14 protein-coding genes are annotated in these 12,110 nt (G+C 71.1%); 5 read left to right on the top strand and 9 right to left on the bottom strand.

Annotated elements, in window-relative coordinates; translation table 11 throughout:
• The first annotated feature begins 11 nt into the window (after positions 1 to 11).
• A complete protein-coding gene (locus tag E2651_RS16645; protein ID WP_135331929.1) occupies positions 12 to 710 on the top strand; it encodes an alpha/beta hydrolase in 699 nt (232 codons plus the stop codon).
• 36 nt (positions 711 to 746) lie between these two features.
• On the opposite strand, the gene E2651_RS16650 is transcribed toward E2651_RS16645, so the two are convergent.
• A complete protein-coding gene (locus E2651_RS16650; RefSeq protein ID WP_135331930.1) occupies positions 747 to 2,042 on the bottom strand; it encodes a DUF1343 domain-containing protein in 1,296 nt (431 codons plus the stop codon).
• Between the two features lie 155 nt (positions 2,043 to 2,197).
• Here E2651_RS16650 and E2651_RS16655 point away from each other — a divergent pair, with 155 nt between their 5' ends.
• The 3 genes from E2651_RS16655 to E2651_RS16665 are packed head-to-tail and all read left to right on the top strand — an operon-like array spanning position 2,198 to position 5,266.
• A complete protein-coding gene (locus tag E2651_RS16655) occupies positions 2,198 to 2,965 on the top strand; it encodes an SDR family oxidoreductase (protein ID WP_135331931.1) in 768 nt (255 codons plus the stop codon).
• On the top strand, positions 2,962 to 4,650 hold the full coding sequence (locus E2651_RS16660; RefSeq protein ID WP_135331932.1) for an AMP-binding protein: 1,689 nt from the start codon (positions 2,962 to 2,964) through the stop codon (positions 4,648 to 4,650). Before E2651_RS16655 ends, E2651_RS16660 begins: the two co-directional genes overlap by 4 nt.
• Positions 4,651 to 4,672: 22 nt before the next feature.
• Entirely contained in the window at positions 4,673 to 5,266 is a 594-nt protein-coding gene (locus E2651_RS16665; RefSeq protein WP_135331933.1) for a TetR/AcrR family transcriptional regulator, read from the top strand.
• A gap of 80 nt (positions 5,267 to 5,346) precedes the next feature.
• Here the strand turns inward: E2651_RS16665 and E2651_RS16670 are convergent, their stop codons facing one another.
• From E2651_RS16670 to E2651_RS16680, 3 genes are all read right to left on the bottom strand, one after another.
• Positions 5,347 to 6,561, bottom strand: a complete 1,215-nt coding sequence (locus tag E2651_RS16670; RefSeq protein WP_135331934.1) for an acyl-CoA dehydrogenase family protein — start codon at positions 6,559 to 6,561, stop codon at positions 5,347 to 5,349.
• 7 nt (positions 6,562 to 6,568) lie between these two features.
• Positions 6,569 to 7,600: a phosphotransferase family protein gene (locus E2651_RS16675; RefSeq protein ID WP_135331935.1), complete on the bottom strand. Its 1,032-nt coding sequence runs from the start codon at positions 7,598 to 7,600 to the stop codon at positions 6,569 to 6,571.
• 236 nt (positions 7,601 to 7,836) lie between these two features.
• Positions 7,837 to 8,133 (bottom strand): hypothetical protein, encoded by a 297-nt coding sequence (locus tag E2651_RS16680; protein WP_135331936.1) that lies wholly within the window; start codon positions 8,131 to 8,133, stop codon positions 7,837 to 7,839.
• A 143-nt stretch (positions 8,134 to 8,276) separates the two neighbouring features.
• Between E2651_RS16680 and E2651_RS16685 the strand changes: the two genes are divergently transcribed.
• The gene (locus E2651_RS16685; protein WP_135331937.1) at positions 8,277 to 9,212 is read left to right on the top strand and encodes an NADP-dependent oxidoreductase; all 936 of its coding nucleotides are present in this window, start codon (positions 8,277 to 8,279) and stop codon (positions 9,210 to 9,212) included.
• A 22-nt stretch (positions 9,213 to 9,234) separates the two neighbouring features.
• Here the strand turns inward: E2651_RS16685 and E2651_RS16690 are convergent, their stop codons facing one another.
• Genes E2651_RS16690 through E2651_RS16710 form a run of 5 tightly spaced genes read right to left on the bottom strand, consistent with a single transcriptional unit; the run spans position 9,235 to position 11,934 of the window.
• The gene (locus E2651_RS16690; protein WP_245238899.1) at positions 9,235 to 9,555 is read right to left on the bottom strand and encodes a DUF202 domain-containing protein; all 321 of its coding nucleotides are present in this window, start codon (positions 9,553 to 9,555) and stop codon (positions 9,235 to 9,237) included.
• Complete coding sequence (locus tag E2651_RS16695; RefSeq protein WP_135331939.1) at positions 9,552 to 9,944, bottom strand: DUF202 domain-containing protein; 393 nt, start codon at positions 9,942 to 9,944, stop codon at positions 9,552 to 9,554. The genes E2651_RS16690 and E2651_RS16695 overlap by 4 nt, the downstream gene beginning before the upstream one ends.
• A 23-nt stretch (positions 9,945 to 9,967) precedes the next feature.
• Positions 9,968 to 10,504 carry an NUDIX domain-containing protein gene (locus E2651_RS16700; protein ID WP_135331940.1) on the bottom strand — a complete coding sequence of 179 codons (537 nt, stop codon included), beginning with the start codon at positions 10,502 to 10,504 and terminating at the stop codon, positions 9,968 to 9,970.
• A 15-nt stretch (positions 10,505 to 10,519) separates the two neighbouring features.
• The gene (locus tag E2651_RS16705) at positions 10,520 to 11,284 is read right to left on the bottom strand and encodes a glucose 1-dehydrogenase (protein WP_135331943.1); all 765 of its coding nucleotides are present in this window, start codon (positions 11,282 to 11,284) and stop codon (positions 10,520 to 10,522) included.
• A gap of 5 nt (positions 11,285 to 11,289) precedes the next feature.
• Positions 11,290 to 11,934 carry a helix-turn-helix domain-containing protein gene (locus E2651_RS16710; RefSeq protein ID WP_135331941.1) on the bottom strand — a complete coding sequence of 215 codons (645 nt, stop codon included), beginning with the start codon at positions 11,932 to 11,934 and terminating at the stop codon, positions 11,290 to 11,292.
• Positions 11,935 to 12,110 lie beyond the last annotated feature (176 nt).

Below are 12,110 nucleotides of genomic sequence, written 5' to 3' on the forward strand. Positions count from 1 at the left end.
CGTTCTCCTCCATGGCGGAATTCGTACTCGTGCCGGGCGCGTGGCTCGGATCGTGGGCCTGGGACGACGTGGCGCGGGAACTGCGGGCGGCCGGGCACGGCGCCCACCCGCTGACGCTCTCCGGCCTCGCCGACAAGCAGGGCGTGCCGGCCGGACAGCCGACCCATGTGCGGGACATCGTCGGCGAGGTGGAACGCCTCGGCCTGCGCGACGTCGTCCTTGTCGGGCACAGCTACGCGGGCATCCCCGTCGGCCAGGCCGCCGAGCTGATCGGCGACCGGCTCACCCGCGTGGTGTTCGTCGACGCCGACGTCCCCATCGACGGCGAGTCGTTCGCCTCCGGATGGTGGCGGGGCCAGGAGGCGTTCGAGGAGACGCTCGCCGAGAACGACGGCTGGTGGCCGCCCCCGGCCGCGGCCGACTTCGACGGGCAGGGGCTCGACAGCGAAGAGGTCGCCCGGTTCGCGAGCGGCGCGACACCGCACCCGGGCGCCACGCTGACCGAACCCGCGGTGCTCGCGCGCCCGCTCGGCGAGCTTCCTGCGACGTACATCAAGTGCCTGCTCGACGGCGCCGAGCCGATGGACGACGTGGCCGAGCTGCTCAAGAGCGACCGCTGGCGGCTCGTCGAGATGGACACCGGCCACTGGCCGATGTTCTCCCAGCCGCGCGAACTGGCAAGGATTCTGCACGCGAGCGCGCAGACCTGAGCGGGCGCTCCTAGGAGTTGCTCCTAGGAGTCGCTCCTAGGGATAGCGCAGATACCGGCGGCGCATCTCGCGGAAGCCCGCGAGGTCGTCCTGCCAGGCGGCCACCACCTCGCCCGTGTCCGCGCCCGCGTCGATCTGGGTGCGGACCCGGGTCGTGCCCGTGAGCTTGTCGATCCAGTTGTCCGAGCGCCAGGCGAAGCCGCCCCACACCTTCTTGGCGGTCACGAGCAGCGCGATACCGGTGCGCACCGGGTCGTACGACTCCCGGTCGTGCACATGGAGTTGGACGCCGCCGATCGTCTTGCCCTGGAACTTGGAGAACGTCGGCGCGAAGTACGCCTCCCTGAAGTGCACGCCGGGCAGGCCGAGTTCGTTCACGGCCGCCGCCCACTTCCGGTCGATGCCCTCCGCGCCCAGGAGTTCGAAGGGGCGCGTCGTGCCGCGCCCCTCCGAGAGGTTCGTGCCCTCGAAGAGGCAGGTGCCGCTGTAGACCAGGGCCGTGTCGGGCGTCGGCATGTTCGGGCTCGGCGGCACCCACGGAAGACCGGACGCGTCGTAGAAGTCCGAGCGCTTCCACCCCGTCATCCGCACCGTCTCAAGATCGACGGGACGCTTGAGGAACTCGCCGTTGAAGAGCAGCGCCAGCTCCGTCACCGTCATCCCGTGCGCCTGTGCGATCGGCTGCCGCCCGACGAACGTCGCGAACTCCTTGTGCAGGACGGGCCCGTACGCGTCGCGCCCCGTCACCGGGTTGGGCCGGTCGAGGACGACGAACCGCTTGCCCGCGAGCTCGGCGGACTCCATGCAGTCGAAGAGCGTCCAGATGTACGTGTAGAAACGCGCGCCCACGTCCTGGATGTCGAAGACGATCGTGTCGACCCCGGACGCGGTGAAGATGTCGGCGAGCGCCTGACCGCTCTTCTGGTACGTGTCGTACACGGGAAGCCCGGTCGCCGGATCGTCGTAGCGCCCCTCGGAACCGCCCGCCTGCGCCGTCCCCCGGAAGCCGTGCTCGGGCCCGAACACCGCGACCAGATCCACCATCTCGTCGGCGTGCATGACGTCCACGATGTGGCGTACGTCCCTGGTGACACCGGTCGGGTTGGTGACGACGCCGACCCGCTCACCGTCCAGCGCCGCGTACCCGTCGGCGGCGAGGCGCTCGAAGCCGGTGCGCAGGCGCCGTCCCGCGCCTGAGCCGCCTCCCTCAGCGGAAGCGGCGGAAGCGGCGGAAGCCGGGGAGGCCGCGGTCAGCGCGGTGGCCGTGGTGGCGGCCAGCAGGCCGCGTCTGGACAGACTGCGTCTGGACAGACTGCGTCGGGACAGGTTCATGCAGAGACCTCCGTGAGCGCGGTGGCTGTCATGGCCACGCACGCTAGCGCGCGGACCTCCGGCGCGGAACGAACCCGGCGGGACGACCCCCTTCCGCAGGCACATACCGACTGGTTAGTCTGCGATCACAGCGGAGCCGCAGCCGAAGGAGACCGATCGTGGAGACCCTGCAGGACAAGGGAGTTGTCGTCACCGGTGCCGGAGGCGGCATCGGGGCCGCGCTGGCCCGCCGGTTCGCCTCCGCCGGGGCACGCGTCGTGGTCAACGACCTGGACGCCGCCAAGGCCGAGGCGGTGGCCGACGAGATCAGCGCCGTCGCCGTGCCGGGAGACGCCTCCACGATCGTCCCTGCGGCCAGAGAAGCGCTGAGCGGCACCATCGACGTGTACTGCGCCAACGCGGGCCTCGGCTCCGGCGGCTCTCAGGCCGCGCCGGAGGAGGTCTGGGCGTCCGCCTGGGACGTCAACGTCATGGCCCACGTCCGCGCGGCGCACGAGCTGCTCCCCGAGTGGCTGGAGCGCGGCAGCGGCCGCTTCGTCTCCACCGTCTCGGCGGCCGGACTGCTCACCATGATCGGCGCCGCGCCCTACAGCGTCACCAAGCACGGCGCGTACGCCTTCGCCGAATGGCTCTCGCTCACCTACCGCCACCGGGGGATCAGCGTCCACGCGATCTGCCCGCAGGGCGTGCGTACGGACATGCTCGCCGCCACCGGCAGCGCGGGCGACCTGGTGCTCACGCCCACCGCGATCGAGCCCGGCGACGTCGCCGACGCGCTCTTCGCGGGGATGGCGGAGGACCGCTTCCTGATCCTGCCGCACCCCGAGGTCGCCGAGTACTACCGGATCCGCGCCGCCGAACCCGACAAGTGGCTGACGGGCATGAACCACATCCAGCAGAAGTGGGAGGCGACGGAGCGGTGAGCGCATCCCCGAAGCCCGTCGGTCCCTCTTTGTACGACGCCAAGCCCTGGCTGGGCCGCCTCAACGAAGCCCAGCGCGGTCCTGTCGAGCCCGCCGACTCCGTCGTGCACGCCTTCCGGGCGGCCGTCGCCAGGGCCCCCGAGCACACGGCCCTCGCCTACTTCGACGGACGCCTGACCTACCGCGAGGCGGACGCCCTCACCGACTCCGTCGCCGGGCACCTGGCCGCGAGCGGGCTCGCACGCGGCGACCGGGTCGCCATCCTGCTGCAGAACACCCCGCACTTCGTGATCGCGCTGCTCGGCGCGTGGAAGGCGGGCGCCACGGTCGTGCCGGTCAACCCCATGTACAAGACGGCGGAGGTCGGGCACGTCCTCGCGGACGCCGACGTGACCGCGCTGATCTGCGCGGACCGCGCATGGGAGACGTATCTGCGCGAGACGGCCGCCGCCTCTCCCGTACGCATCGTGCTCACCGCCTGCCAACTCGACCTGCAGAGCCGCGACGACGCCCGGGTGCTCGACTTCGAGCGCCTGCCGCAGGCCGCCGACGCCGAGGACCTGGTGACGGTCGCCCGCCAGGGACTCCCGGCGCCATCGGACCGTGAACTCGGCCCGGCGGACGTCGCGTTGATCAGCTACACATCGGGCACGAGCGGCACCCCCAAGGGCGCCATGAACACCCACGGCAACATCACCTACAACGCCGAACGGCAGCGCACCGGCTCCGGCATCCCGGAAGGCGCCTGCTACTTCGCGATGGCGCCGCTCTTCCACATCACCGGCATGGTCGCGCAGATCGCCGGCTGCATCGCCAACGCGGGCACGCTCGCGCTCGCCTACCGCTTCGACGCGGGAGTCGTCCTCGACGCCTTCGCCGAGCACAAACCCGCGTACACCGTGGGCCCCTCCACGGCCTTCATGGCGCTGGCCGCCCACCCCTCCGTCACGCGGGAGCACTTCGACTCCTTCGCGATGATCTCCTCGGGCGGTGCGCCGCTGCCGCCCGCCCTGGTGGAGAAGTTCGCCGCGAGCTTCGGGCCCTACCTCCACAACGGCTACGGCCTCACCGAGTGCACCGCCCCCTGCGCCTCCGTGCCGCCCGGCCTGCGGGCGCCCGTCGATCCGGTGTCGGGCACGCTCGCCGTCGGCGTACCGGGTCCGGAGACCGTCGTACGGATCGTCGACGACTTCGGCGATGACGTGCCCTTCGGGGAGCAGGGCGAGATCGCCGTGCGCGGCCCGCAGGTCGTCCCCGGCTACTGGAAGCGGCCCGACGCCACCGACGAGGCCTTCCCCGACGGCGAGCTGCGCACCGGCGACATCGGCTTCATGGACGCCCAGGGCTGGCTCTACGTGGTGGACCGCAAGAAGGACATGATCAACGCGTCCGGCTTCAAGGTCTGGCCCCGCGAGGTGGAGGACGTCCTCTACACCCACCCCGCGGTCCGAGAGGCCGCGGTGGTCGGCGTCCCGGACAGCTACCGGGGAGAGACCGTCAAGGCGTACGTGAGCCTGCGGCCGGGCGGCGAGGCGACACCGAAGGAGCTCGCCGGGTACTGCCAGGAGCGGCTCGCGGCGTACAAGTATCCGCGGGCCGTCGAGATCCTGCCGGAGCTCCCGAAGACGACAAGTGGGAAGATCCTCCGACGGGAACTGCGTTCCCGTACAGACAACGGCAAGTGACATCGGAAGGAAGGTGGCGGCAGTGGCCAGGACGACGGACGGTGACGGTACGCCCGTCCCTCAGCGGCTGCTCGCCGCCGCGACGCGGCTCTTCGCCGAGCGCGGCTACGACCGCACATCGGTGCAGGAGATCGTGGAGTCGGCAGGCGTCACCAAGGGCGCGCTCTACCACTACTTCGGCTCCAAGGACGATCTCCTGCACGAGGTGTACGCGCGCGTGCTCCGCGTCCAGCAGGAGCGCCTCGACGCCTTCGCGGACGCCGACGCGCCCATCGAGCAGCGGGTGCGGGACGCGGCGGCGGACGTCGTCGTGACGACGATCGACAATCTCGACGACGCGTCGATCTTCTTCCGCTCCATGCACCACCTCGGCCCGGAGAAGAACAAGCAGGTGCGGGCCGAGCGCCGCCGCTACCACGAGCGGTTCCGCGCGCTGATCGAGGAGGGCCAGGAGGCCGGCGTCTTCTCCAAGGCGACCCCGGCGGACCTGGTGGTGGACTACCACTTCGGCTCGGTCCACCACCTGTCCACCTGGTACCGCCCGGACGGCCCGCTCACCCCGCAGCAGGTCGCCGATCACCTGGCGGACCTGCTGCTGAGGGCGCTGCGGCCGTAAGGAGCGCCCCGAAGGGGCGCGGGGAACTGCGCGCCCAGCCACGACGGAGTCGCAGTGAAGCACAGTCCCCCGGAAGGCGCTTACAGGTACTTCTTCAGCTCCCGCCGCGCCAGCGACCTCTGGTGCACCTCGTCCGGACCGTCCGCGAGCCTCAACGTCCGCGCCGCCGCCCATAGTTCGGCGAGCGGGAAGTCCTGACTCACGCCACCCGCGCCATGCAGCTGGACGGCCTGGTCGAGGATGCCGACGACCGTGCGCGGCGTCGCGATCTTGATGGACTGGATCTCCGTGTGCGCGCCCTTGTTGCCGACGGTGTCCATCAGCCAGGCGGTCTTGAGCACGAGCAGCCGCAGCTGCTCCACGGCGACCCGGGCGTCCGCGATCCACTCCTGGACGACGCCCTGCTGGGCGAGCGGCTTCCCGAAGGCGGTACGCGCCACAGCCCGCCGGCACATCAGCTCGATGGCCCGCTCGGCCATGCCGATCAGCCGCATGCAGTGGTGGATGCGGCCGGGACCGAGCCGCGCCTGGGCGATGGCGAAGCCGCCGCCCTCCTCGCCGATCAGGTTCGAGACGGGGACGCGTACGCGGTCGAAGACGACCTCGGCGTGACCGCCGTGGTAGTGGTCCTCGTACCCGTACACCCGCATGGCGCGCCGGACTTCGAGCCCTGGAGTGTCCCTGGGGACGAGGATCATCGACTGCTGGCGGCGGATGTCGGTGCCGTCCGGGTCGGTCTTGCCCATCACGATGAAGACCTTGCAGTCGGGGTTCATCGCCCCGGAGATGTACCACTTGCGGCCCGTGATGACGTACTCGTCGCCATCGCGCTCGATGAGCGTGGTGATGTTCGTGGCGTCCGACGACGCCACCTCCGGCTCGGTCATCGCGAACGCCGAGCGGATCTCACCGGCGAGCAGCGGCTCCAGCCACTGCTTCTTGTGCTCGTCGGAGCCGAACTGGGTGAGCACCTCCATGTTGCCGGTGTCCGGCGCCGCGCAGTTCAGCGCGGTGGGCGCGAGCTGCGGGGAGCGGCCGGTGATCTCGGCGAGCGGCGCGTACTGGAGGTTGGTGAGCCCGGCCCCGTGCTCGGCATCGGGAAGGAAGAGGTTCCACAGGCCCTGCCTGCGGGCCTCGGCCTTCAGCTCCTCCACGATCGGGGGCGTGTCCCACGGAGAGGCCAGCCCGGCGCGCTGCTCGTCGGCGGTCGCCTCGGCCGGGTAGACGTGCTCGTCCATGAAGGCGAGCAGCTTGGCGCGCAGCTCTTCGGTGTGCGCGTCGTAGGCGAAGTCCATGGCGGGCTCAGCCTTCCTTTCGTTCCTGGAGCGTGGTGAGGCCGTGCTCGATGAAGACGGGGACGAGCTCGCCGATGCGGTCGAAGCCCGCGCCGACCGTCTGGCCGAGCGTGTAGCGGTAGTGGATGCCCTCCAGGATCACGGCGAGCTTGAACCAGGCGAACGCCGTGTACCAGTCGACCGCCGACACGTCGCGCCCCGAGCGCGCGGCGTACCGCTCGACCAGTTCGGCGGCCGCCGGGTGTCCGGGGGCGCCCGCCGTGGTGCTGATGGGGGAGTTCGGCAGCTCGAGCCGGGTGCTGTACATGACGAGCAGGCCCAGGTCGGTGAGCGGATCGCCGAGCGTGGACATCTCCCAGTCGAGGATCGCCTTGATCTTGTCGTCCGGGCCGATCAGGACGTTGTCGAGGCGGTAGTCGCCGTGCACGACGGTGGCCGCGGGGGAGACGGGCAGCTTGCGGCCGAGCGCCGCGTGCAGCTCGTCGATCCCGGCGAGGTCGCGGTTGCGCGAGGCGTCCAGCTGCTTGCCCCAGCGGCGCAGCTGCCGGTCGAGGAAGCCGTCGGGCCGCCCGAAGTCACCGAGACCGACCGCAGCGGGATCCACGGAGTGCAGGTCGACGAGGGTGTCGACGAGGCCGTTGACGGCGGCCCGGGTGCGCTCGGCGCCCAGCGGGGCCAGCTCGTCGGCCGTGCGGTAGGGGGTGCCGTCCACGAACTCCATCACGTAGAAGGGCGCCCCGATCACGGAGTCGTCCTCGCAGAGCAGCACCGGGGTCGGCACCGGTACGTCGGTGGGATGCAGGGCGCTGATCACCCGGTGCTCGCGCTTCATGTCGTGCGCGGTCGCAAGGACGTGCCCGAGCGGCGGACGCCGCACGACCCAGCGTGTGGTGCCGTCCGTCACGGAGTACGTGAGGTTCGACCGGCCGCCCTCGATCAGCCGGGCGGTGAGCGGTCCGCCCACCAGGCCCGGCCGTTCGCGGTCCAGATGGCCGCGCAGCTGGTCGAGATCGAGGCCTGGCGGTTGGTCTGAGCTCATCTTCGCTCCTGATCGGACGGTCGACGTCGTTTGCTGTACCGGTCTTGTCGCTGTACCGGTCCTGCTGTGCCGGTCTTCATGATGCCGACCAGTCGGTATGTCGTCCAGAGCGCAGCGGGAACGTGATCAGGATCGCGGTGCCGCACAGGGCCCCCGGCATGCCGATCCCCCGCCACAGACTGCCAGTTGGCGTCCGGGCGGGGGAAGGCGGCCGGTCCGTTCGGGGCGCGTGGGCCTCAGTGGTCGTCCCAGTGGCCGTCGTGCGGCGCGTGCCGGTGGCCGTCGTGGAGGTAGTCCACGTGGTCGCCGTGCAGGACCGACGTGTGCCCGCAGCCGTCGCCGTGCCGATGGTCGTGTCCCTCGTGGATGGCGTGCCCGCTGGGCTCGCACTCGTCCCAGTGCCCGGAGTGCAGACGGTGCATGTGCCCGTCGTGCGCGTAGTCGACGTGGTCGCCGTGCGGCACCTCCGGGTGCCCGCAGGCCGGGCCGTGGATGTGCTCGTGCACCGGGTGCTCGTGATGAAGCGTGGTCATGACGCGTACACCTTCTGTGGGAGGGGGTGACTCTGTCAGGCTAGCCCTCGATGCTCCTTTGATGGGGATATGTGAGCCTTGTTGATGTTTCCATCACCGCACGACGGCACCCCCTGCAAGGGCGATCCCACGAAGGCGATCCCATGAAGGCGATCAGCTACCGCCAGTACGGCGGTCCCGAAGTCCTCGAGTACGGCGATGTCCGCGACCCGAAGGTCGGCCCCGACTCCGTCCTGGTGAAGGTCCGCGCCGCGTCCGTGAACCCCGTCGACTGGAAGTGCCGCGAGGGCTACCTCGACGCCATCCTCGACCCCGTCTTCCCGGTGATCCCCGGCTGGGACGTCGCGGGCGTGGTGGTGCAGCCGGGCGCGTCCGTCCCGGAGTTCTCCGTGGGGGACGAGGTCATCGGATACGTACGCGAGGACTTCCTCTCGCGCGGCACCTTCGCCGAGTACGTCGCCGCCCCCGTGCGCACCCTCGCCCGCAAGCCGCGCAATCTGACCTTCGAGGAGGCGTCGGGCCTGCCGCTCGCCGGGCTCACCGCCTACCAGGTGATCACCAAGGCGCTCGCCGTGACGGAGGGTGACGTGGTGCTCGTGCACGCGGCGGCCGGCGGCGTCGGCTCGCTCGGCGTCCAGCTCGCCCGGCACGCGGGCGCCCGCGTCATCGGCACCGCGAGCGAGCACAACCACGACTTCCTGCGCGAACTGGGAGCGGAACCGGTCACGTATGGAGAGGGCCTCGCCGAGCAGGTGCGGGCGCTGGCGCCGGAAGGGGTGGACGCGGCCTTCGACACGGTCGGCGGTGACGCCCTCAAGGTGTCCGCCGAGGTGCTCGCGCCGGGCGGCCGCCTCGCCTCGATCACGGACCCCGCGGTGATCGGCCTGGGCGGCGACTACTGCTGGGTGCGCCCCGACGCCGACGACCTCCAGCGCCTGTCGCAGCTCGCGGAGCAGGACGTCGTCACGGTCCATGTCTCCGAGACGCTCCCGCTGGAGCGGGCGGCCGACGCGCACCGGCTCAGCGCGGAGGGCCGCACCCGGGGCAAGATCGTCGTGACGGTGGACTGGACGGACTGAGGCGGGGTCACGCCACCGGGGCTCAGAGCACCATCGCCGTCGCGCACACCGCCAGCGCCATCGTGCACAGCGTCGCCATCGCCGCCGCCCGCGGCGCGAGCGGGCGCGGCCTGCTCGTGGCGGACAGGGCGGTGAGCCTGCGATGCGCGACCGCGAGGAAGCCGAGCCAGAGCAGCAGGCACAGGGCGCAGACGAGGACGGACAGCGTGGTGGTGCCGTGGTGCAGCGCCGCCCGTCCCGCGAGGATCGCGGCGACGGTGCAGGACAGTGTCGTACGCCGCCACGCGAGGCGCGTGCGCTCGGGCTGCAGCCCCGGATCGCGCACCGCGGCCTGATCGGTCACCCTTCCCACCCGAAGAGCACGATGACGACCATGGCGAGGGCCACCACCGCGACCGCCAGGCTCAGCAGCGTCGGGAAGCGCGAGGTGGGCAGATCCTCGCCCCGCCGCATCGCCCGCTCGCAGCGCACCCAGTGGTTGACCGCCCGCAGCGAGCAGAGCACACCCGCGGCGAGCAGCGCCAGGGCGAGACCGATGCGCCAGGCCCAGCGCAGGTCCGGCAGGAACTGGTCCACCGCGAAACCCCCGCCGATCAGCGCGAGCGCGGTGCGCAGCCAGGCCAGGAACGTGCGCTCGTTGGCGAGCGAGAAGCGGTAGTCGGGGGTGTCGCCCTCCTCGCGGATCCGCTCGGGGGCGAACCACAGGCGCAGGCTCTGTACGAAGTTGCTCACGGGCGCACCATAAGCCGTACCGGTCAGCCCGCGCGGAAGGCCCTCAGACGGTGGTAGGCGGCGAGCCCGTCCGGCGTCCACTCCCACTCGCCGAGCCGCCGCTCCAGCTCTTCCTCGGTGAGGAAGCCGTGCCAGGCGACCTCCTCGACCTGCGGGCTCACCGGCACGTCGCAGACCACCTCGTAGAGGTACGACCACCAGGAGTGCCCCGCGCCGTCCTCGTACAGGAACTTGAACAGCGGGGTGGGGCGCGGGAGTCCGGAGACCCCCAGCTCCTCCTCCGCCTCGCGCAGGGCGGCGTCCTCGTAGGACTCGCCCGCCCCGACGACCCCGCCGACGAACAGGTCGTACCGCGAAGGGAAGACCAGCTTGTTCGGGGTGCGTCGGTGCACGAAGAGACGGCCCTGCGCGTCCCGCACCTCGATGAACGCACAGCGATGGCGCAGGCCCCGCGCGTACGCCTCACCGCGCGGGGCCTCACCGACGACCTCGTCGTTCTCGTCGACGATGGCCAGGATCTCGTCGCGGGGGTCGGCCTGCCCTGATGTCACGTCAGTCATGCCGACCATCCAACCTCACTGCCCCATGACGTACTTCACGGTGGGTCCCGCGGTCCAGCCGCCGTCGACGGCGATCTCGGCGCCCGTCACGTACGAGGCGGCGTCCGACAGGAGGAAGACCATGGCACCGGCGATCTCGTGCGGCTCGCCGACCCGGCCCATCGGGGTGTTGGGGTACTTGCCCTCGCCCTTCTCGATGCCGACCTGGGCGGTCATCGGGGTGTACGTCATGCCCGGGTGGACGGAGTTGACGCGGATCCGCGCGGTCCCGAGCTCCACGGCACCGATCTTGGTGAGGCCGCGCACGCCCCACTTGGAGGCGCCGTAACCGGCGGTGAGGGCGAGGCCCATGAGACCGGCGGCGGAGGAGATGTTGACGATCGACCCGCCTCCGTTCTCCTTCATCACCGGGATGACGCTCTTCATCCCGATGAAGACGCCGGTGAGGTTGATGTCGAGGACCCTGCGGAAGTGCTCGACCGACTCCGCCTCGAGGAACTGGCCGGCGGATATCCCGGCGTTGTTCACCAGACCGTGGATCCCGCCGAACTCGGCGACGGCGAACTGGGCGACGCGCTGCCAGTCCTCCTCGGACGTCACGTCGTGGTGCGCGAAGCGGGCGCGCTCGCCGAGCTCGGCGGCGGTGGCCTTGCCCTCCTCGTCGAGCACGTCCGTCAGGACGACGTTGGCGCCCGCCGCGACCGCCTGCCGCGCGGCCTCGGCGCCGAGGCCGCGGGCGGCGCCGGTGATGATGACGGTCTTGCCGGTGAGGTCGTGCAGTTCGCTCATGGTTCTCTCCGCGGTGTGGGGGCCCCGAGCAGGGCCGTGGTGGTCTCGACGAGGTCCGCGAGGAAGAGCGGCTCGTCGGTCAGGGGGGTGGTGCCGGCCAGGTACTGGCGGGCGCGGTCGCCCATGGCGGCGCCGATGAGGGTGAGCGCGAGATCGAGCCGCTCGAGCCGCATCGGCTCGGGGAGCGCGGCCACGGCTGCCAGACAGTCCTCCACACGGCCGATCAGCTCCCAGTAGACGGTGCCGTCGATGGTGGGGTGCGGGGTCCGGGTGCGTACGCCGCTCTCGTGGCTGAGCTGGGCGGAGATGCGCAGGCAGCGGCGGCCCCGTTCGGTGCGCAGCTCGGTGGCTTCGGCGTTCACCAGGGCGGTGAGGAGGCGGGGCAGGGTGTCGGGCGCGTCCCCGAGCTCCGCGAGCTCGGCCTCGAGGACCTTCTCGGTCCGGGTCTGCCGGGCGGCCATCACGGCGTCGAGCAGCCCGGCGCGTGAGCCGAAGTGGTACTGGACGGCGGAGGGATTGCTCTGCCCGGCGCTCCGCACGATGTCCCGGAGCTGGGCCCCGTCCACACCCTGAGCGGCGAAGACTTCTTCCCCGGCGCGGATCAGCTTCTCCCGGGTGTCCGGTCCTGATGTCCTGGCCATGGGGCAATTGTAATGCTGCCCATTATTAAAAGCGAGATTTTCCCCGACCCCGCCCCTTCCCGAATCCCTTCCGGCTGCGCCGGCCTCGTGGCTGGGCGGATCACCGGCTCCGCCGAGTTCGTCCTCAAACGCCGGACGGGCTGAATGGTCTGCGGCCGGGCTGGAAGACCTGCCGA

This window comes from Streptomyces sp. MZ04, assembly GCF_004684775.1.
GTDB lineage: Bacteria > Actinomycetota > Actinomycetes > Streptomycetales > Streptomycetaceae > Streptomyces.

Excerpts from the sequence above, each read along its gene's own strand:
- E2651_RS16645 (WP_135331929.1), top strand. The coding sequence starts at position 12 with ATGGCGGAATTCGTACTCGTGCCGGGCGCGTGGCTCGGATCGTGGGCC.
- E2651_RS16650 (WP_135331930.1), bottom strand. The coding sequence starts at position 2,042 with ATGAACCTGTCCCGACGCAGTCTGTCCAGACGCAGTCTGTCCAGACGC.
- E2651_RS16670 (WP_135331934.1), bottom strand. The coding sequence starts at position 6,561 with ATGGACTTCGCCTACGACGCGCACACCGAAGAGCTGCGCGCCAAGCTG.
- E2651_RS16675 (WP_135331935.1), bottom strand. The coding sequence starts at position 7,600 with ATGAGCTCAGACCAACCGCCAGGCCTCGATCTCGACCAGCTGCGCGGC.
- E2651_RS16680 (WP_135331936.1), bottom strand. The coding sequence starts at position 8,133 with ATGACCACGCTTCATCACGAGCACCCGGTGCACGAGCACATCCACGGC.
- E2651_RS16685 (WP_135331937.1), top strand. The coding sequence starts at position 8,277 with ATGAAGGCGATCAGCTACCGCCAGTACGGCGGTCCCGAAGTCCTCGAG.
- E2651_RS16700 (WP_135331940.1), bottom strand. The coding sequence starts at position 10,504 with ATGACTGACGTGACATCAGGGCAGGCCGACCCCCGCGACGAGATCCTG.
- E2651_RS16710 (WP_135331941.1), bottom strand. The coding sequence starts at position 11,934 with ATGGCCAGGACATCAGGACCGGACACCCGGGAGAAGCTGATCCGCGCC.